Origin of the sequence: Paenarthrobacter sp. PPS72, assembly GCF_048537125.1 — a bacterium.
In the GTDB taxonomy this organism is placed as follows: Bacteria; Actinomycetota; Actinomycetes; order Actinomycetales; family Micrococcaceae; genus Arthrobacter; species Arthrobacter nitroguajacolicus_E.
The window spans coordinates 1-18,863 of record NZ_JBLYIE010000021.1; the positions used below are offsets into that span (position 1 = coordinate 1).

The window sequence follows — 18,863 nt, forward strand, 5'->3', positions numbered from 1 at the left end:
CCTTCGCGTTGTACGGGCCAGCGGTCGCGTCGAGGACGAGCCCACCGAGGCCGGCGCGGGCATAAGTGGCATTAAGTGCCGTGGCCGTAGCGGTCCCAGGCGTGGTGATCAGGTCCTCAACGGAGGCGTCATCAGCCACGCCCGGAGGCCCTTCCGGACCCTCAGACGCATACGGCAGCGCAAGCCACGCAGTGACCCCGTTACCGAACTTCAGCTTGCCGGTGTCCGTCTCAATGCCAGGTTCACCCTGGCCAAGAACTGGGTTTACAGAAGCCCAATTAGCGGCAGTGCCGCGGCGGAGCTGGATTCGATTTGCCACTACAGAGTTCCTCCGTCGATGGTTGTTTCTGGGGTGTCGGCTGAGTCTGGTGACCCGCCGTCGACAGATGCGTTTTCTAGATCTGCTAAGCCGACAGTCTCAGGTCCAACTTGCGGGAAGTCCCGCGATGCGGGGCCTTCACAACCTCCATCGAGGTCGCTACAAGGGTGATCCACCGGATACCCACCACTTATGTGTAGTTCATCGAGCTGATTGGCGTATCGGTTGAGGTATTCGCGGTCCCCGTCTGACATTGGCAGGCTTCCGCTATTCACCTTTTCCCGGACGTCGTAGACCTGGTCACGGAGCGCGTTCAGTGAGGATTCGCAAAGGGTGGGAAGTGGCGCCGGTGCTGCTTCCGCGTCTGCGCTCCGCAGGCCTTTGGCTATGCCTGCGAGGAAGTTGCGACGTTCCGGCGTGCTGCTGAGTTTGCCAGCATCGATATCCGCAACGATCTGCTGCACGCCCTGGCTGGTCGACTCCCATGTTTCCGGATTCAGTGTCATGCTTGAGCTCCGCCGAAGACCAAGCCAGCGTCACGGGCAGCCAACACGGACTGGGGGATGTTGTCTTCGTCATGGATGCTCCGAGCAAATCCAGGGATCGTGGTGCCCATGACGTTGTTGATGTCGTAGAAGTCGGCCGGCACCTTTCCTGTAGCAATGAAGTATCCAATGACCGCGGCCCGCGTTTCGTGGCGCAAGGCTTCACCGCCGTGCCTCTCACCTAGGCCCACCATCCGCCCGTAAGCGCTGCCCGTGACTGAATCCGTGAACTGAGCACGGTCCCACTTGCAGTCATCCAGCTTTTCGAGTTCTCCCACGAGTGCTGACACCTTGGCGTTGTGGGCTTCGGCCTTCTTACGAAGCGCGGCAGCTTCTTTGTGCTCTTCTCGGGCTTCCGCTTCCAGCGCTTCCTTCTGTACAGCCAGCAGCTTCCTCCGCGCCTCCGCGGCCGCCTGATCGTAAGCACGTGCCTTGCGTTCCAGCGTCTGGACGTTGAGGGTGATCCGTTCGGCGGCCGACTCGTCTTCAAGGATGGCCGCGCCGGACTCTCCATCCAGCCGGGCTGCGTCTGCCCGGGCATCGGAGGCTTTGCGTTCCCACTCGGCCACGGTCTGTTCGGCCTTTGTGACGGCCGCCTGTGCTGTTTCGGGGCTCTTGCTGAAAATTCCCATGGTGTTGGTTCTCCTGGTACGGGTCTAGTAATAGTTGATGACGTCGCCGGTGATGGCGCCGCGGGTTACCCGCGGAGTGGCAGGTTTGGCTTTCGGGGTGGGGTTGGCAGGGTCTTGTTTCGGTGTGGATTCCCGGGCGTGTTTGCGCGTCAGCACCTCCGCCAGCTTGGCTGCAACGCGTGCAACTGCTTGCTGCCGCTCTTCCTCATATGGAGTGCTCTTTGCTGCTACCGCGTAGGCTTCGTCGGCTATTTGCTTGGCCTCGGCCTCAGCCAGGTAGATGCCTTTTGTGCCATCTGTGCGCATTATGGCTTCCGCGAGCGATTTCAGGGACGTCTCTGCGGCTCCCTTGGCTGCCCAGATGGACACAGCCTCAAGTTCGCCTCCCCGGCTCTGCAGGGGCAGTTCGCCGGCAGCAGCCTCGCGGAGGGTCGGAACGCCAAGCGCTTCGAGCACCGCGTTCCGATGCGCCCGTTCAGTAGCTGTCGGTCCACCATTGAGAATGTCTAGGACTGAATACCGGGCGGTCTGCTCCTTGGCGTTCGGCCTACCTTCGAGCGCGGCCAGAATGTCTGCGTCTGTGGTCATTACGGCCCTCCCAGGCTGTGCTGTGTGTGGTTCCAGGTGGGCCCGGTCCCACCTTCCACAAGTGGGACCGGGCTTTCTTGACCCGGTTCGGAGCTCCAGGAGGAACTCTCCGTGACCAGCTTCTGACACGACGGCCGGTGAAGGTTTCCGGGCTTCCGGCGGCGGAAACCTGCACGTATCTGGTGGGTAAGCGGTGGACGGAGCACTTGGCGCCCTCTGCAGGGGTCCTTTTCCCTTCGAATGACAGGGGTGTGGAGGCACGCTACCCGCGAATGTTCTCTTACCAGTCGCCTATGCGACGGCCTTGGCTATCAGGTAGTCGTCCACGCTGTCCGCGTCCACCAGCCATCTGCCGGCCACCCGTTGTCCCGCGATACGTTCGGCTGCGAGAAGCTGCCTGACGCGGCGCTCTGTACACCCCAGGAGTAGAGCGGCCTCTGCTGCAGACATGGAACGGATTGCAATGTCCGCCGGTGGTTCCGCCAGCACCGGCGAGGCAAGGGTTCGGCTGGATCCCATGCGTTGGTCTTGCCAATAGATAGCGGCCGCCCTGAGCGCATCATAGGTCTCGAGTGCTTCGTCCCGGACGTCCTCCGGTGCCCGCTGGATACTGTCCACTGCCTTGACACGTTCCAGGATCTTCACAAGGACCCAAGCGCTTGGCCCGCTCACATGGGCTCCGAGCGCACTGAACTTCGGCGGCCGGTAGACGCTCATCCGGCCAGCCTCCGGAGTTCCTCTGGGGCAGCCACCCTCGCTAGGTTCCACTGCTCCGGGGTTAGCGCGAGGCGGTTGAAGATCGCCATGATCACTGAATGCACCAGTGAGCCTTGGTGCTCTGCGATTTTCACCCGGCGCTCGTCCACGCCAGCGCGTAGGGCCCTCGCAGCGTAGTCCGCTAGCTGGTCCTCAGCCTGACGCAACAAAGCCCACCAGACGGACGGTGCGGCTTTCTCTGTGGTCTTATCGATCGGCCCCTCCTGCCCGATCCCAACATCAGTCTGAGCCCTGCCCCATGTCAGGTCCGAAGCCGGCAGCTCCTGCACCTGAGCCCGCAGCCACAAGACTTCGCCGTACTTCCACGAAACCAGCTTCAACAGGGCCTCCCCTGGATCTATATCCACCGGTTCACCCAACACGGCCAACTGCTCCTGGGCGGCAGCTTCCTGTGCACGTCGTGCTGCCGCGAGTTTCACGGCAGGGGCCGCGCCGCCATGCACCCGGCAAACCGTCGCACCGGCGATGGGAGCACGCTGGCACCGCTCCCCAGTCCCTTTCGCTTTCGCAATGCACTGACTCTTCATGAGGTCACCGCCTGTTCTGTTCGTTCATGGGGTCGCGTGGTCGTTCGAGGATGAGCGATGTGGCTAATCCCCGGTCAACGAGGCTTTGCGCGAGCTGGTCGGTGTCTAGTGGTCCGGCTGTCGTGCGTGGGCGGCGTTTCTTGTTTCCGATGTCGTGGTTTTGCTTGGCCATGGTTGCTCCTAGATGTTTGGGGGTGGCTATGAACAGGGCTCTTGGCCGTGGGTGTTTTGGTCGAAGCCTTCGGTGAAGCCTTGGCGTATGTCGCCGGCTCTTGCCATGAGGACATGGAGGGTTTTGTCGAAGAAGCCTTCTTGCATGGCCCAGATGGTGCGGATGTAGGACTTCGCGTACTCATCCCCGCCACGTCGGAATAGGAGGGTTTGGACGTGTTCGCGGACGGGGTCTTCTTCACCGTTGGCGAGGGAGATCCGTGCTGCGAGCCTTAGCCCCTCGGTGAGAAATGCTTGGGTGTCTGCGAGCCCAACTGGCATCCCGGTTTTGTCGAGGATCGGAAGCGTTGGTGCTGCGGCCTCGATGAGAGTCTTGAGGTGTTCCGTGTTGGTCATGCTGATTCGTCCTCGATTTCTGCGGTTCCCGTGGCTGTGTTTTGCTGGTCGATGGCTTTCTGTTCGAAGACCGCCTGGGGTCTCTGTGCTTCTTCCTCGGCTTGAGTTCTGAGACGTAGCTCGTACCCTCTTTGCAGTTGTCGCTCCGAACCATCGAGGTACTGTTGGCCACCTTGGGCCCAACCGCTGGCGGCGCCTTGGCGTGCGTCATGTGCTGCCATCAGAGCCGCACCCTTGGCTAGGGCTCTGTCCCCGTGGTCGGGCCGGTTGGCCCAGGCGTATTGAGGGGGCACATTAGGTCGGTGGTATTCCGCAGACCACGGACCTGTTCTGGCCGCCTGCTTGGCTTTGGCTTCTTCGAGGCGCTCCGCGTTGCGGATGGCTCGCTGGTCTTTCTTCCACTCGATCTCTTCGCCAACGCTGAGACCTTCGGGAGGGGTGCCCGGACTCCAGAAGTCCTTGCCTAGGATGGCCTCGACGTCGGTCTCTCCGGTGTGGTTCGGGTCGTCTGCCCAGCACTCTTGGTTCAGCCAGGTTGCCGGCATCTTGGTGTACTGCGGGTCTTGTCCTTTTCGCTCCAATGAGTAGCGGCGGGCCCCTGCCAAAAGGGCCTCGGCGCCTACGCCGCTCTTCCTCGCTTTTCGGTACGCGTTCAGTGCTGCTCCTCGGCCGACGTGGCGGGGATACGCTTCGTACCAGTCCTTGAAGTCCTGCTCCTGCTGTCGGGCGACAGACGCCTTGGATGAAGGAAGTTCAGCAGGGAGATCAATCTCTTTCTCTGATTGCGGCTCTTCGATGTGGGCAGGTGAGCCTGCCGCCTCATCGGGATTGGCTCCTACGTGTATTCCTATGAGTTGTTCCTTTAGTGGTTCTTCTACTCCTAGGGGGCAACGTTCTGTTGGGGCTGTAGCAACGATCTGTTGGGGCATAGGGGCAACGTTCTGTTGGGGCATAGACCCAATGGATTGTTGGGTCTGCTGGGGCAACGATTCGTTGGACCCTGGGGCAACAGATTGTTGGGTCAGCTTCTTGGGCATCAGATGCAACGAGTACTCAGCCCGGTTCCTGAATCGTGCGTCACCACTGGAGACAATCACGCCTTCCTTCACCAGCCGCGCAACGGCCTTACGGACGATCTCGTAGACGCTCGCCCGCTGCTTCCTGGCTGCTTCCGCCTCTGGGCTCGAATCGAAGTCTTCTGGTTTGCCCGGAAGGGATTTACCCAGTGCGGCAGCCAAGTCGTCGCGGCCGGCAAAGTACTTCGGCGGGGTCCCGTTATCCATAGACACGAGAGCCATCCGGCATAGCACCCGGAAGGACCGATCATCGAGTGTTGCCCAGTAGGTGAAGGCCTGAGCCACATTTCCAGCGCCCAAGTGTGGCCACCTCCTATTTCGTTTGCGTCAGTTGACTGTGCTCTATGACGTCGTTGGCCGTGTTTGTCAGCTTGCGTCGCAGAAACTCCAGTCCTGCCGGCCGAATCATCGTCGTTGCAGTTGGGACAAGTTCGTTACGCCGATTCCGATAGCTCCCGAGCTTCACGTCAAAGTGGTGCATGTAGCGGGCATACGGGAGATTGTTTCCCTGCAGGATGCCGAGCCTGCGGAGATCCCGGAATAGGATGTTGGGCCCGTATCCGAGAGCCTTAGCGACGGCTTGCATTGTGTAGAGCCCTTGGGAGTCCATGAGTTCGTCATAGGCTTGTACCTTGGGCGCTGACGCTTCCAGCCGTTCACAGGTGTCAGCAAGTTGCCGGAGTGCCTCGGAGAACGTTCTCGGCAGGCCACCTTCCGGAGCCTCTGTATACCCACCAGATTTCCGGATAGAGGGCAGCACCTCATGCGTAACCCAGCGTTTGAACGCTTTCGCCCCCTCCACATGGCTGCCAAGTACGGCGGCGAACAATCCGGGCTCTGAAACCACCGCCATCTGCTGGTTTCCGCCAGGGGTGTGCAGCTCTCGCACCCCCTTGTCTTCGCTATCAAGTCGGCGGAGCAACGCGGAGGTTGCCGAGTACCCGAGTATTACCGCGACGTCAGCGGCCACAAACCACATTTCTCCGTCAAGATCGAAGGTCCGGAGTTCCTGACCTGAGTAAGTAAATCTCTGGGTAGCTGTCACGGTTCCATCACCCCGGCGGCGGCGAAGTAGATGGAGACGGGGGCAGAGTTAGCCGGGTTCATGGCCGCCATCAAAGCGGTACGGGCGAGGTCTGGGAAGCTCTGCTTGTTTCTCGAGTCCCAAAGGTTCTCGATGACATCCGAAATGGGCCAGTCTGGCCGGTGCCCACACACGAGGTTGGCAAGTGCCTGCCAGTGGTGGCGCTGTAGTTCGGCATGAGCTTCAGTCCCGTAAGGGCTGCAGGGTTTCTGTGGTGCTATCGTTGAAGACATAATTTCAACTTCTTTCCTGGTAGATGGGTGTTGATTTTGAGGAGCCAGTTCGCCGCTGGCTCCTTTTTTGTTGGCTTAGTACCCGTGGCGGCATCCCGATCAGGATTGGTCTCGCGGGTCCGCCACAGTTTCTAGCCAAGCCGTGATGTCCGATCGGGAGTAGCGAACATGCGTGCCGATCCTGTGGCCCCGGGGCCCCTTGTGGCGAGACCTCCATACGTAAATGGTGGCCAGCGGAATCTGCAGCTCTTCTGCAAGCTGCGCGGGGGATAGCCATTCAACTGTCTGCTTGTCTGATGCGGTTGAGATCATCACGTTCTCCTGGGTAGTTGCACAGCTTGTTTTTGATCTGGAATAACTCTGTAGCTTTAGCTTGGTAGATTATTCAGCGCTTGTCAAGCTCCATCGTTTCCGACATACTGACTAAAGCTGAGGCACTACTAAGGGAGCGGTATGGCGAAGACAATCGAGCAGGTTATCGGGGAGAACGTTAAGCGTCTCCGGGAGAAAAAGGGCATGTCCCAGGCAGAGATGGGCGAGACGGTGGGAATGCTCCTTGGAAGCAAATGGATACCCCAAACGGTCTCAGCCGCGGAACGCGGCAAAAGGCAGTTCATAGCTGCGGAGATGCTCGTTCTTGCCGATGTCCTCGGCTGCCGAGTCCAGTACCTTTTCGAATCCCAAGACTCTTCTTCGATCCGCGTGAGTGAAACCTTTACCTACGCGCCTGACTACACCAGCCGGCTTGATGCCACTGGTGTGGACGACGAACAACTCCGACGCGTCTATTCGAAGCTTCTGATGACCCTAAAAGGGCTACCGGCCATGACGGCCACGTTGAAGGAAGACCTACAGAAGATCGAAGACACCACAAGGCATGCCCAATTCCTCCTCGAATTGGACGAAGCGCCAGGGGGCGACAATGCCTAGGCCTCCGCTTCAGATCGGCACTTGGGGGAAGATTAGCCGGGACGAGGTGACTCCGGGCGTGTGGCGGGCAATGGCAAGGTTCCGGGACTTTGACGGCGTCACACGCAAGGTAGAAGCCCGTGCTGCCGCCACGTCCAAGAATGACAAGGGCGGCAAAGCTGAGCGTCTTCTAATTGCGGCGCTCACTGACCGGGCAATGCCAGCTGGTGAAGACATCACCGCGGACACCAGGATCTCCAAGCTTGCACTCATCTGGTGGGCCGAGTTCGAAGATGCAGACCGGGCTCTGAACACACGCCGCCGCTACAGAGACATCATGGACAACTACGTCTCTCCTGGCGTCGGCGGACTACGGATCCGGGAAGCCACCGTATCCACCCTGGATCGGTTCCTGAAGACCATGCGCACCAAGCACGGCAATGCCACGGCAAAGCTCTGCAAGACCGTCCTATCCGGGATGCTGGGGCTGGCAGCCCGGCATGGCGCCCTGGATGGCAACCCACTACGGGACGTTGCCACGATCCCCACCAACCACAAAGAGGTCCGAGCCCTGACCGTGCCTGAGGTTGGCGCCCTGCGTGCCGGTCTTCGCCAGTGGGAGGCAGCCAAAACACAGGCCGGCCGTTACCCTACGGTGGACATCCTCGATGTCGTTGACATCATGCTGGCCACCGGCGCCCGGATTGGCGAGGCCCTTGCCATCCGGTGGAAGGACATTGACCTCATGTCTGACAAGCCGACCGTCACGGTTAACGGCACCATCGTCTACATTCCCGGGCAAGGCCTCACGATCCAGGACCACCCTAAGAGCGCCAATTCCCGCCAAAGGTACTTCCTGCCCGCTTTTGCCGTAGAAATGCTCCTGAGGCGGCAAATTGGCCAATTGGAAGCTAATCCTTGGGACGTAGTGTTCCCCTCCGCAGTCGGATCCCTCCGAGACCCAAACAATTTCCGCAAGCAGTGGCGAACTGCGCGGGACGATCTTGGATTCCAGTGGGTCACCCCCCACACCTTCCGTAAGACCGTGGGAACGCTACTGGAAGCCTCCGCAGGGATGACAGTGGCTTCGGCCCAGCTTGGCCATTCCAGCGAGAACGTAACTCGGAAACACTACGTCCAGAAGACCCATCAGGCGCCAGATAACACCGCAACGCTCCAAGCGTTCGGTTCGTAAGGAGAAACATGTCAGTTCCAGATCCGTATCACATCCACAGGCAATGGCACCTAGGGGACTTCCTTGACACATTGGAGGCTGAAGGACACCTGAAATGGAAGTGGAGTTACAAAAACTCACGAGCAGAATACACAATCCAAGAAAGTGACCAAGCACCCAAACTTCTCGACACGAAGCAAGCCGAAAAGGTTGCGCAGCGCATTGCTAACAGGGAACACATGGTCTGGATACCAGTGCCGCACTATGGCGGAGAGGACAACTGGAAGGCAACAATTGACCGCATGGAAGCCATGAAGGCTGGCGAGATCGCAAAGCCCTGGGAGGCCGCCTAAGTTTTCAAAGCGGTGGGTTTCCGGTGGATGAGTCTATGCCAGATCTAAGAAGAACAGCCTCTGATCTGCGTTTCCGCAGGTCAGGGGCTGTTTTTGTGTAGGGCTACTCGGACTTGAACCGAGGACCTTAGGATTATGAGTCCCGCGCTCTAACCAGCTGAGCTATAGCCCCTTGATGCCCGGTCCGGCAGCTGTGAAGCAGCAGTTCCGGGCAAAGCACTCCAGCAATTCTAATAGGTGCCGGGGAGTGCTTTTGTCACACCACCATGTCCTCGTAAGAAGCGCCCCGGTAGAGGTCCTCGAACGTCTGGAGGGTGCCGTTGATGCTGTGCGGCTCCACCATCTCCCGGCTCAGCTTCCCCATGGCCTCAAGTTCGTCCTTGGGAAGTTCGAGCAGCTGGGTGATCCTGGTGGCGAGCTCGTTGCTGTCGTTAGGGGCGAAGAGGTACCCGTTCTCCCCGTCACGGACCAGGTGCGGGAGCGCCATGGCGTTGGCCAAGAGCACTGGAGTAGAAGCCGACATTGCCTCCAGGGTCACCAGCGACTGAAGCTCGGCAGTGCCGGGCATGCAGAAGATATCTGCCTTGATATAGGCCTCGCGCAGGTCCTCGTCGCTCGCCAGCCCGAGAAACCTCACCCGGTCCCCCAGGCCAAGCTTGGCAACCTGGGCTTCAAGAGCGGGACGGACTTCACCGCCACCCACAATTTCCAGGTTCACGTTCAGTTCGCGCGGGGTTTTGGCCACGGCGTCGATCAGCACATTGATGTGCTTCTCCTCGGCGAGACGGCCCACGAACAGGACCGTAGGGTTGGCGTGCGGCTCGATGACCTCTCCGGGCTGCAGCTCGTAGGCCGAAGAGTCGATGCCGTTGGATAGGGGCAGGACCTTACGCAGGAACGCGTGCTGGTGCATTGCCTTGGCAGCGAGCGGCGTGGGCGTGGTGACCACGTCGGCCTGGCCCATGACCTTGCCCATGTCCTTCCACGAAATACGGCCAACGATGTCCTTGAACCATTGCGGGAACGGAAGGAACGGGTTGAGGTTTTCCGGCATGAAGTGGTTGGTGGCCACAATGCGGATTCCCCGCTTAACAGCCTCGTAGAGGACGTGCTCACCAATCATGTAGTGGCTCTGGATGTGGACGACGTCCGGCTTCACCTTGTCGAAAAGAAGACTGATTTCCTTCTTGATTTCCCATGGGAAGCAAATCCGGAAGTACTCGTGGGTGAACACACCGTGGGAGCGGAGCCGGTGAACAGTGGCTTCGTCGCGGAACTCGGTGTAGCTCTTACCAGTGTCCGGACGGCAGGCCAACACGTGCACGTTGTGCCCACGCGCCGTCATCCCCTTGGCCAGGCGGTAGCCGAACTGGGCGGCACCGTTGACGTGCGGCGGGTAGGTATCCGCGGCAATCAAGATAGTGAGGGGTTTGTTGGTTTCGGGAATGGTCACGTGGAGAACTCCTGATGGTCACGGTGCGGACAGCGTTGCTTGTGGCAATGCTGCGGTGTCGCCGGGTTGCCGCCCGCAATAGCGGTGGCGCAAGGTAAAGCTCTGCCCTAAGCCTTTCGGCCGGCAGCCGCCTTCGCGTCCTTCTTGCGTTTGGTGACTTCCGGATGGTGCCGGCTCAGGGCAATAACCCCCACGATAGCAAGCGTAGCGGCCGCGGCCATGGCGATGGCCAGCACGGCGTGGACGTCGGGACGAAGCTCACCCAGGATCACGATGCCGATTGCAATGCCCACCATGGGGTCGATAACGGTCAGCCCGGCGATGACCAGGTCCGGTGGACCGCCCGAATATGCGCTCTGAACAAACCAGGACCCCAGTCCACCGGCAGCCACAATGGCGATGAGTGTGTACCACTGGACATTGAGCAGGAACAAGCCATTGGGATCAAGCAGGTGCTTGCCGATGATGCGGGTCAGGACGGCAACGAAACCGAACAGGACACCTGCCCCCAAGATGTAGATAAAGGCACTCATCCTGTGCTTGAACATGACGGCCAGGGTTCCGAAGATGCCCACGGCAAGAGCCAGGAGGAGAACAATCGTCAGTTCGTCATCAGCGTTGACGTGATGGTTTTCCTGGGTGACATTGACCGCCAGCAGCACGAACAACGCTGAACCCGTCACACAAGCGCTGATGGCCACCACAGTGGCCCGGTTGATGCTCAGTCCTTGGTCCTTGGCGTTGACCACCGTGGTGATGACCAGGGCGATGGCACCGATGGGCTGCACCACGGTGAGGGGTGCGGACACCAACGCGATAGCGTTCATCACCATTCCGAGGGCAAGGAACAGCAGTCCGAGCATCCAGCGGGGATTGCGCAGGAGCCGCAGGAAGCCATTGGAACTGAGCGCCAGGCCACCTGTATCGGCTTTGACCGCGCTGCCCTGCCGCTGGGCGCCGATGGCGAGGAAGAAAGCACCAAGTACCGCAAGAAAAACCGCCAGCCAGACCATCAGCCTCGTCCGTCGTCGTCGGTTTTCAATTCTTTACCCTTACGCAAGATGGCCCAAAAATAGTTGTATGCCGCAATCCAGTGGCCAAGAAGGCCGAAACCAAGGAACGTCCAGGCAGCCACGAAGTAGACCTCAGTGAAAGCAATGGGCAGTTTGGACAGAACCAGCAACGGGGTGCCGAGCAGCAGCAGCGCCGTGCGGATTTTCCCGATGATGCTCACCGGAAGGTCCGGGTGGCTGCGGAAGTAGATCAAGGACGCGATGGCCAGGACGGCGTCCGGCACCAACAGCGCGGCCAGGTACCACCACTGCACGACGCCGGCAATCGCCAGCGTGAACGCGACAGCCAGGAGCGCGGCCCGGTCGGCCATGGGATCCAGGATCCTGCCAAGCTTGGAGGTCTGGTCGAAACGCCTGGCGATGTAGCCATCCACCCAGTCCGTGCTGCCCATGATGACCAGCACCAGGACGGCGAACCCGTACTCCTGCTCCGACAGCACGAGCCAGACAAACAGCGGTACACCCATGAAACGAAGTACTGTGAGGATGTTGGGGACAGTGAAGATGAGGTCGTGATCAACCTGCGGCCGGTCGGGGTTCGACCCAGCTCCGATTAATTTCATCCTGTCCCCCTTCCTCGTCTTCATCGTTTGGTGCCGCCGGCAGCTACTTCTTCAGCAACTTCCGCAGGGCAACAACGAAGACCACGGCAGCCGTGGCAAACGCTGCGAGATCCTTCCACCGCGCGGCGAGCCGCTCGGTGAGGGTGTCGGGGACAGAGTCTCCAAGGTCGGCAAACTTCGCTGCAGCGAGTTCCTTGCCTTCCTGGAACTTTCCGTTGGCGCTCTCCAGCAAAGCCTGGCCCTGCTTCTTGACGTCCAACTGCTCACCGAGCTCGTCGCGGACGCCGGTCAGGTGTTGACGGCGCCTCTTCAAGCGCGAGCGCAGCTCAGCTTCGGTGGGCGCCTTGACGGCGTCTGCTTCCTTGGCCGCTTCCTTTGCAGCCTTCTCTGCCTTGGCCTTCTCTGCGGCTGCTTCCTTTTCAGCCTTGGCTGCCTTGGCGGCGGGCGAATTGGGATCCAGGATCGATTCGTCGAAGTCGGAACCTTCCTTGGCAATGCCGAGATCGTGCTTGATTCCACGGATGGTGTCCTCGGGGACCAAGGGCATGGCCTTCTTGAATTTGGCTATGCCGATCAAGGAGGCGATTGCCACAATAACCAGGAAAAAGGCTGCAACAATCAGGGCCGCGAGCCAGTCAGGCATGATAGTAGCCAGACCGAGGATCGCGGCGACTACCAGCGCAATCACCAGTAGCGCCAGGAAGACAAGCGCTACTCCGAAGAAGGCACCTGCGATGCCAACCTGCGTGGCTTTTCGCTTGAGTTCTACCTTCGCCAGGGCGATTTCGTCGTTGAGTTGCCTCGGAGCCAGCCTTGCTACGAGCTTGAGGGTCTTCGGCAAAGTACGAATGGCTGGACCCTGACTGGGCCGGCCGGTGTGACGTCCACTCATGGGTTCCGCCTAACTGCTTCCTCTGGGCATCGTTTAGGGCGAACGCGGCGGAAAACCATTGCCACGGACACCTGTCCTCAAAGCTATCATTCAGGTTCCTGCTGAACTTTCGGGATTAGCCCGTGGCGCGCCTGTCATACATCCAATAAATATGATCTGGGCCATAGGATTGATGATCGTGACCTCTCCCATTGCTCCGGGCGATTCCCTGAGCCGACGCGAAAAACTTGTCTACATTCTCCTGCTGGGCGCCCTTACCGCCCTGGGTCCCTTCACCATCGACCTGTATCTTCCGGCGTTCCCCGCCTTGGAAGAGAGCTTTGATGTTTCGGCCGCAGCAATCCAGCTCACCCTTACGGGTACAACGGTTGGCTTCGGGCTCGGCCAGCTTCTGGTTGGCCCCTTCAGTGACAAGGTGGGACGCCGGCTACCGTTGATCCTGGCGACGGCTGTGCACATCGGTTCGTCGCTCGGGGCGGCACTCGCCACAGACATCGGGATGCTCTCCCTCTTCCGCGTACTCATGGGCATAGGCGCTGCCGGAGGTGGCGTAGTGGCCATGGCGATGGTCCGGGACCTCTTTCACGGCTACTCAATGGTCCGAATGTTCTCAAGGATGTCACTGGTCAACGGCCTGGCCCCCATCCTGGCACCGGTCATCGGATCCCAACTGCTGCTGGCATTCCCGTGGCCAGGCATCTTCTACTTCCTGGCCGGCTATGGCCTGCTGGTCATCCTTGCCTCCATCTTCTTCATCAGGGAGACACTTCCGGCAGAACAGCGGGGGAAGTCCACCATCACAGTGGGTCAACGCTACAAGACCGTCCTGACGGACAGGATCTTCGTGGGCATGGTCCTCGTGGGAAGCCTGAACTTCGGCGGACTTTTCGCATACCTCTCGGCTTCCACCTTTCTCTTCCAGAACGTCTACGGCTTTTCGCCCCAGGAGTACGGCATCCTGTTCGGCATCAACTCCTTGGGCATCGTGGCCGGCGTTCAGATCAGCTCCCGCCTGATCCGGCGGGTGGCCCCGCAGTGGATCGTGGCCGGGGCAACGGTCTTTATGCTGTTCACCGCCCTCTTGATCGTGGCGCTTGACGTGTTCAACGCGGGGTTGTGGGGCATCCTCATTCCATTGTGGTTCTATATCTGCGCCACAGGCTTCATGTTCCCGTGTGTTCAGGTCCTGTCCTTGGCCAACCACGGCGCACAAGCAGGCACTGCCGCATCCCTCCTGGGTGCATCCCAGTTCATGATGGCGGGAATCGTGCCGCCCGTCGTCGGCTGGCTGGGCGTCAGCTCAGCCGTCCCCATGGGTGCAGTCATGGCCGCCTGCATTACCGGCGCGATCGCCGCGCTATGGCTGGTAGTCCGGCCCCGGTCCGTTCCGTCCATCCATTAGAGCCGGTCATTCAGACCCAGCCCCGTAGGCTGTGACCATGACTAATAAACCGCATCGCAACGGCAGGGGCCTGTTCCTCGGCGCTTTACTCGGCGCTGTCGCCGGCGCTCTGCTCGGTCGCGCCGCGGGCAGCGCGCTGTTTGGTGCCATCTTGGGGGCCGTCATCGGTGCCGCCGTGCTGTACCGCGTGAATCCCGGCCCTTGGAAGCGGGACTAGGCGAGCCTCCACAGGCGACCCGACGCCGTCGTGAGTCGCCAAACACTCCCCTAACTGCCTGCTGCAGGGCAGAATGGTGGCCAGCCGGGGTAACCGGTGCTTGAACCGGTGAAGGGGACATCACATGAGCACGGCTGTTGGATTTCGGGGCAGAGTGCGCGGGCTGGCTGCCGTACGGAGGTTGCCCCTGACGCTGGCCCTTGTGGTGCTCCTTTGGGTCTTGGGCGCTGTCTCCGGCAGCCTCATCAACGGTCCCGGCCAGGACCTGTTGGATCAAGTGGGAATCGGCTTGGCGGTGGAGCCCGGGCCTTGGTGGTCCGTCTTCACCTCAGCTTTCTTTGCTTCCTCCTTGCTCGACTATCTGGCCTGTACTGCGGCGGTCCTGGCGGGTGTCGGAATTGCCGAGCGCGTGATGGGCCCCTGGCTGGCTTTGGCTGCCTATATAGCGGGTTCGGCCCTCAGCGCCCTGGTTCTCGTGGCGCTCGTAACCTTCGGAACGGACGCCAGTGACCAGTGGCTGAGTTTTTTGGGCGGCGAATACGTCGTGGGCGCCTATGGCGGCGCCGCCGCTGCGCTGGGGTGCTCGACGGCGGCACTTGAGGCGCTCTGGCGTCGTCGCCTGCGGACGTGGTTGCTGGCCGGTACGTTAATGTTTGCCCTGTTCGTGGGCGTTGCCCAAACTTTGCAGGCACTCGCCGGAGCGGTGATCGGCGTTCTGGCGGGGTGGGCCATCCAGTCATTAGTGCTGCGCCGCCGGGCGGGATCACTCCACTCCTCAAGCCTCCGCGAGACCCGTTTCCTGGTGGGCACCGTGGTGGGCGTCTTCGCCGTCGGACCTTTGCTGACGCAGCTGACCGGAACATGGGAGGTGGGGCCCCTCTCCGTCGTTTCCGAGGTCATGCTCCAGGCCAGTCCCGACGCCGACGAAGTCCAGGAAGCGTGCAATAACGACAACAACTGTGTCACCCTGCAGGGCATTGTTGGCGTCCAGAGTTTCGGCGCTGCGATCCTGACACTGATTCCGGTTCTTCTGTTGCTTGTCTGCGCAGAAGGCCTGCGGCGCGGCCGGTGGCTCGCGTACCGGCTGACGCTCGTTATCCAGCTCTATCTTGCCGCCGTGACCGTCCTCTCCATCATCCAGTACGTCACTGATCCGGACGTCGCGTTGGGTGACGACGACTTCGCCTACCTCCTGCTCTACGCGGTCCCCGCAGTCCTCGCCCCTGTCATCATCGCGGCACTTCTGCTGATAAACCGGCATAAGTTCCGCGTGGAGTCCAGCGACGCCGGTTATCGGGTCCTGGGCCGCACCTCGCTCCTCCTCGCTATAACCGCCGTGATCTTCTATGTGGCGTTCTGGTTCATTGAAGGCAATCCGGGCCGCTCTACACTGTTGGACCTCGCAGGGCAGCTGACGCACATTCTGGTTCCCTTCCCTGTCCCGTTCGTGGTGGCTCTCCCGCAAGGGCTGTTGAGCACAGTGCTGTATGGACTGGGTGGGGACATCATTTGGCTTTGCATCCTCGTACTGGTCCTCAAAAACTTCCGTCGGTTCCGCCTGCTCGCTACTGATCCGGCAGCAGACCTCGGGCACACCAGGGAACTGCTGCATAACGGCGGCGGGACACTGTCCTGGATGGCACTGTGGGACAACAACCAGTACTGGTTCACGCGCGACAGGAAGGCCGGTGTGGCGTATCAGGTCCACAACGGCGTTGCCCTCACAGTCGCGGGGCCCTTTGGTGCAAGCGAACACCATGCTGAAGCTGCTACGGGATTCGTAAGACACTGTGCCAATCTGGGGCTGATCCCTTGCTTCTATTCAGCAACCGCAGAGCTTGATGTTCCGCTGCTCCCCTACGGCTTCAGGAAACTGGAGGTGGCGGAGGAGACACTACTCAATGTCCAAGCCATGACCTTCAAGGGGAAGGAATGGCAGAACGTCCGGACCGCCCTTAACCGGGCAGACAAGCTCTCCATCAAGGATCTCTGGTACAACTACCCGGCGATGCCGCCGGGAATCAGGGCACAGCTCGCCGAGATCTCCGAAGAATGGGTGGCCGATAAGGCACTTCCTGAGATGGGCTTCACCTTGGGCGGCTTGAATGAACTCAAAGACCCCGAGGTGCTCTGCTGTGTGGCCGTGGATGACGACGGCCTGGTCCATGGGGTCACCAGCTGGCTGCCGGTGTTCACCGATGGGACCATCTCGGGGTGGACCCTGGACTTTATGCGTCGCCGAACCACGGGATTCAAGGGCGTCATGGAGTTCCTCATCGCCTCTGCCGTGACCCACTTTAAGGAAGAAGTACCTCAGATCTCTTTGTCCGGCTCGCCGCTTGCCAACGCAGGAGCCGACACCGGAGCCGACACGGGCGCCGGAGACCACGGGAGTTTGGACCGAAGTACCCTGGACCGTGTCCTGGCCCTCCTCGGCAACGCTTTGGAGCCCATGTACGGCTTCAAGTCGCTGGCGGCCTTCAAGTCCCGGTTCCAGCCGGAGCACCGGACTTTATACATGTACTACCAGGACCCGTTGGCCTTGCCGTCCATCGGTATCGCTGTGGGTTCGGCCTACCTGCCCGGGCTCTCCCCCACCCAAAGTGCGGGGCTGTTGCGGCAGATGGTAGCCAAGGAACCAGCCGCATGAGGCCGCAGCGGATTTCCCGGCCATGAACGAACTGCTGAAGCTTGAGATCAGCGGGCCGGTGGTCATGACGATCGCCGGGGTTATTGGTGCCGTTTTCTTCCTGCTGCTGTTCCTCAGGCCATCGGCGCGCTGGGCTCTCACCGCGATCACTGCAATCGTGGTTGCCGGCCTGTTGGGGTGGTTGACGGTGTGGGTTGTGGAAGACGTCATGGATGTTTTCCATGTGGGGCTCACACCGAGGGTCTGGTTCTGGGCGATCTCCTGCTTTGCCGCCTTGGGCCTGGCCGTGGTCAGCTTCCGCCACAGCCAACGATGGCGGAAAGTGGTGGCCGCAGCATCCATCCCGGTATTCGTCGTGGTCGCTGGCCTCGGAATCAACACTGAGTTCGGACTCAACAAAACCTTGGGCTCTGCGCTGGGAATCTCCACCGAGGATGCCATCCAACTGGCAAAACCGGACCCGGGCGCCTCCATCCCTTCAGGTCCCCTGTGGCAGAACTGGACGCCCCCGTCCAACCAACCCACGAAGGGCGAAGCAGGCACCCAGATCATTCCTGCCACCGCCTCCGGTTTCGATGCCAGGCCGGCGGGCATCTATTTGCCCCCTGCAGCCCTGACGGAAAATCCGCCCAAATTGCCCCTTTTTGTCCTCATGATGGGCCAGCCGGGGCTCCCGGATCCTCAATACGTTTCCGCTGCCCTTGACGAGTTCGCAGCAAAGAACAAGGGCCTCGCCCCCATCGCGATTGTTGCGGACCAGATCGGTCCGGACCAGAATGACACCCTCTGCCTTGACTCCGCCAAGTATGGCAACGTCGAGAAGTACATCAACGAGGATGTGGTGAACTGGGCCAAAGCCAACCTGAACATCCTCCCCGACCGTGAACACTGGACCATTGCCGGGTACTCCAATGGAGGCCAATGTGCCATCTCCTTCGCGGTGAAATACCCGGAGAGGTGGGGCAACGTGGTGGACATCTCCGGCGAAGAATTCCCCGGTGCGGAGGATCCGGCCGGCAACCTCGCGGCGATCTTCAACGGCAACCAGGCTGCCTACGAGGCCCAGAAGCCCATCAACATCATGAAAGGGAAGCAGTTCCCCGATACAACAGCCGTTTTCACCGTGGGCTCGGACGACACCACTTATGTGGCGGCTGCGAAGGCGGTCTCCACAGCCGCCCGGGATGCAGGAATGACGGTGACGTACTACGAGGTGCCTAACGGCGGTCACGTAGGGCTGGCGTTGAACGCGGGACTGACCAAAGGCTTTGAGATCCTTTATCCGAGGCTGGGTCTGTCCAAGTAAGAGATCCTCTTTTCCGGCCCACCCCCCGAGCGATAAAGTTGAGGTGTGCCACATTGGCAAGAGCTGCAGCCGCTACCGGCACCGTGGCAGCGCCAGGATGAACGCATCCTGCCGCTGTGGTGGGACAGGCTGTGCTCGGTGACCAGTCCCCAGTCGGCTGCCCTGTACGCCGCCGGGCTCTTTACTGACGACCGCCGCCGTCCCATTGCCCAGTGGTTCAACCCTGAAACGGACGCAGCGCTCCTGGTCGCACCGGAGACCTCGCCCGAATGGCCGGTCCAGCGCTTCGGCATCTTCTACGCTCCGCCGGGTGGCGGCTTTACCCGCGTCTACTCGGCTCCCCACGAGTGGCATCCCCGCGAGCCGCGGACCCCACCTACCGAGCAGGATTCGTTCTTGGCTGCGGTGGCTGAAGCAGCCCGTTTCCTTCAAGTGGAGATGGATTTCGTCTGATAAAAGGCGGACCCCGCACCAGCAGCGAAGCCGGTACGGGGTCCTTGTGCTCCTCCGACTGGACTTGAAC

24 protein-coding genes and 1 tRNA gene are annotated in these 18,863 nt (G+C 60.6%); 8 read left to right on the top strand and 17 right to left on the bottom strand.

All coding sequences use genetic code 11. The features are described from left to right. The 12 genes from ACLRGI_RS10295 to ACLRGI_RS10350 all read right to left on the bottom strand — a co-directional run. The coding region (locus ACLRGI_RS10295) for a hyaluronate lyase N-terminal domain-containing protein (protein WP_503827035.1) at positions 1-319 on the bottom strand (319 nt) is incomplete at its 3' end. Beyond that, entirely contained in the window at positions 319-825 is a 507-nt protein-coding gene (locus ACLRGI_RS10300) for a hypothetical protein (protein ID WP_419201564.1), read from the bottom strand. The genes ACLRGI_RS10295 and ACLRGI_RS10300, both read right to left, overlap by 1 nt. Beyond that, positions 822-1,496, bottom strand: coding sequence for a hypothetical protein (locus ACLRGI_RS10305; RefSeq protein ID WP_419201565.1), 675 nt, complete (start codon positions 1,494-1,496; stop codon positions 822-824). Before ACLRGI_RS10305 ends, ACLRGI_RS10300 begins: the two co-directional genes overlap by 4 nt. Positions 1,497-1,520: 24 nt before the next feature. Then, a complete protein-coding gene (locus tag ACLRGI_RS10310) occupies positions 1,521-2,084 on the bottom strand; it encodes a hypothetical protein (RefSeq protein WP_419201566.1) in 564 nt (187 codons plus the stop codon). Positions 2,085-2,375: 291 nt separating this feature from the next. Then, positions 2,376-2,801 carry a helix-turn-helix domain-containing protein gene (locus ACLRGI_RS10315; protein ID WP_419201567.1) on the bottom strand — a complete coding sequence of 142 codons (426 nt, stop codon included), beginning with the start codon at positions 2,799-2,801 and terminating at the stop codon, positions 2,376-2,378. Next, on the bottom strand, positions 2,798-3,280 hold the full coding sequence (locus ACLRGI_RS10320; protein WP_419201568.1) for a hypothetical protein: 483 nt from the start codon (positions 3,278-3,280) through the stop codon (positions 2,798-2,800). Before ACLRGI_RS10320 ends, ACLRGI_RS10315 begins: the two co-directional genes overlap by 4 nt. Positions 3,281-3,392: 112 nt before the next feature. After that, positions 3,393-3,560 carry a hypothetical protein gene (locus tag ACLRGI_RS10325; protein WP_419201569.1) on the bottom strand — a complete coding sequence of 56 codons (168 nt, stop codon included), beginning with the start codon at positions 3,558-3,560 and terminating at the stop codon, positions 3,393-3,395. 26 nt (positions 3,561-3,586) lie between these two features. After that, entirely contained in the window at positions 3,587-3,955 is a 369-nt protein-coding gene (locus tag ACLRGI_RS10330) for a hypothetical protein (protein ID WP_419201570.1), read from the bottom strand. After that, the gene (locus tag ACLRGI_RS10335; protein WP_503409060.1) at positions 3,952-5,238 is read right to left on the bottom strand and encodes an LvrA C-terminal domain-related protein; all 1,287 of its coding nucleotides are present in this window, start codon (positions 5,236-5,238) and stop codon (positions 3,952-3,954) included. The genes ACLRGI_RS10330 and ACLRGI_RS10335 overlap by 4 nt, the downstream gene beginning before the upstream one ends. Before the next feature lie 106 nt (positions 5,239-5,344). Next, the gene (locus ACLRGI_RS10340) at positions 5,345-6,076 is read right to left on the bottom strand and encodes a phage antirepressor (protein WP_419201572.1); all 732 of its coding nucleotides are present in this window, start codon (positions 6,074-6,076) and stop codon (positions 5,345-5,347) included. Continuing rightward, a complete protein-coding gene (locus tag ACLRGI_RS10345; RefSeq protein ID WP_419201573.1) occupies positions 6,073-6,348 on the bottom strand; it encodes a hypothetical protein in 276 nt (91 codons plus the stop codon). Before ACLRGI_RS10345 ends, ACLRGI_RS10340 begins: the two co-directional genes overlap by 4 nt. Before the next feature lie 99 nt (positions 6,349-6,447). Continuing rightward, positions 6,448-6,660: a helix-turn-helix domain-containing protein gene (locus tag ACLRGI_RS10350; RefSeq protein ID WP_419201574.1), complete on the bottom strand. Its 213-nt coding sequence runs from the start codon at positions 6,658-6,660 to the stop codon at positions 6,448-6,450. A 141-nt stretch (positions 6,661-6,801) separates the two neighbouring features. Here ACLRGI_RS10350 and ACLRGI_RS10355 point away from each other — a divergent pair, with 141 nt between their 5' ends. Genes ACLRGI_RS10355 through ACLRGI_RS10365 form a run of 3 tightly spaced genes read left to right on the top strand, consistent with a single transcriptional unit; the run spans position 6,802 to position 8,784 of the window. Next, the gene (locus ACLRGI_RS10355; RefSeq protein ID WP_419201575.1) at positions 6,802-7,278 is read left to right on the top strand and encodes a helix-turn-helix domain-containing protein; all 477 of its coding nucleotides are present in this window, start codon (positions 6,802-6,804) and stop codon (positions 7,276-7,278) included. Next, entirely contained in the window at positions 7,271-8,452 is a 1,182-nt protein-coding gene (locus ACLRGI_RS10360; protein WP_419201576.1) for a tyrosine-type recombinase/integrase, read from the top strand. Before ACLRGI_RS10355 ends, ACLRGI_RS10360 begins: the two co-directional genes overlap by 8 nt. A gap of 8 nt (positions 8,453-8,460) precedes the next feature. After that, positions 8,461-8,784, top strand: a complete 324-nt coding sequence (locus ACLRGI_RS10365; RefSeq protein ID WP_419201577.1) for a hypothetical protein — start codon at positions 8,461-8,463, stop codon at positions 8,782-8,784. A gap of 98 nt (positions 8,785-8,882) precedes the next feature. Here ACLRGI_RS10365 and ACLRGI_RS10370 read toward each other — a convergent pair. From ACLRGI_RS10370 to ACLRGI_RS10390, 5 genes are all read right to left on the bottom strand, one after another. Next, a tRNA-Ile gene (locus ACLRGI_RS10370) sits at positions 8,883-8,956 on the bottom strand. Positions 8,957-9,040: 84 nt separating this feature from the next. Then, positions 9,041-10,237, bottom strand: a complete 1,197-nt coding sequence (locus tag ACLRGI_RS10375) for a glycosyltransferase (protein WP_419201578.1) — start codon at positions 10,235-10,237, stop codon at positions 9,041-9,043. A 107-nt stretch (positions 10,238-10,344) separates the two neighbouring features. Further along, a complete protein-coding gene (locus ACLRGI_RS10380; RefSeq protein WP_419201579.1) occupies positions 10,345-11,250 on the bottom strand; it encodes a DMT family transporter in 906 nt (301 codons plus the stop codon). Then, the gene (locus ACLRGI_RS10385; RefSeq protein ID WP_419201580.1) at positions 11,250-11,873 is read right to left on the bottom strand and encodes a CDP-alcohol phosphatidyltransferase family protein; all 624 of its coding nucleotides are present in this window, start codon (positions 11,871-11,873) and stop codon (positions 11,250-11,252) included. The genes ACLRGI_RS10380 and ACLRGI_RS10385 overlap by 1 nt, the downstream gene beginning before the upstream one ends. Positions 11,874-11,916: 43 nt before the next feature. Further along, positions 11,917-12,765, bottom strand: coding sequence for a phage holin family protein (locus ACLRGI_RS10390; RefSeq protein ID WP_419201581.1), 849 nt, complete (start codon positions 12,763-12,765; stop codon positions 11,917-11,919). Between the two features lie 172 nt (positions 12,766-12,937). On the opposite strand from ACLRGI_RS10390, the gene ACLRGI_RS10395 reads away from it, so the two are divergent. The 5 genes from ACLRGI_RS10395 to ACLRGI_RS10415 all read left to right on the top strand — a co-directional run bounded on the left by ACLRGI_RS10395 (position 12,938) and on the right by ACLRGI_RS10415 (position 18,793). Then, complete coding sequence (locus ACLRGI_RS10395; RefSeq protein ID WP_419201582.1) at positions 12,938-14,167, top strand: multidrug effflux MFS transporter; 1,230 nt, start codon at positions 12,938-12,940, stop codon at positions 14,165-14,167. Between the two features lie 37 nt (positions 14,168-14,204). Next, a complete protein-coding gene (locus tag ACLRGI_RS10400; RefSeq protein WP_017199401.1) occupies positions 14,205-14,384 on the top strand; it encodes a YMGG-like glycine zipper-containing protein in 180 nt (59 codons plus the stop codon). Positions 14,385-14,508: 124 nt separating this feature from the next. Next, the gene (locus ACLRGI_RS10405) at positions 14,509-17,034 is read left to right on the top strand and encodes a bifunctional lysylphosphatidylglycerol flippase/synthetase MprF (RefSeq protein ID WP_419201583.1); all 2,526 of its coding nucleotides are present in this window, start codon (positions 14,509-14,511) and stop codon (positions 17,032-17,034) included. A gap of 22 nt (positions 17,035-17,056) precedes the next feature. Continuing rightward, positions 17,057-18,340, top strand: a complete 1,284-nt coding sequence (locus ACLRGI_RS10410; RefSeq protein WP_419201584.1) for an alpha/beta hydrolase-fold protein — start codon at positions 17,057-17,059, stop codon at positions 18,338-18,340. A gap of 45 nt (positions 18,341-18,385) precedes the next feature. Next, positions 18,386-18,793, top strand: coding sequence for a hypothetical protein (locus ACLRGI_RS10415; protein WP_419201585.1), 408 nt, complete (start codon positions 18,386-18,388; stop codon positions 18,791-18,793). Positions 18,794-18,863 lie beyond the last annotated feature (70 nt).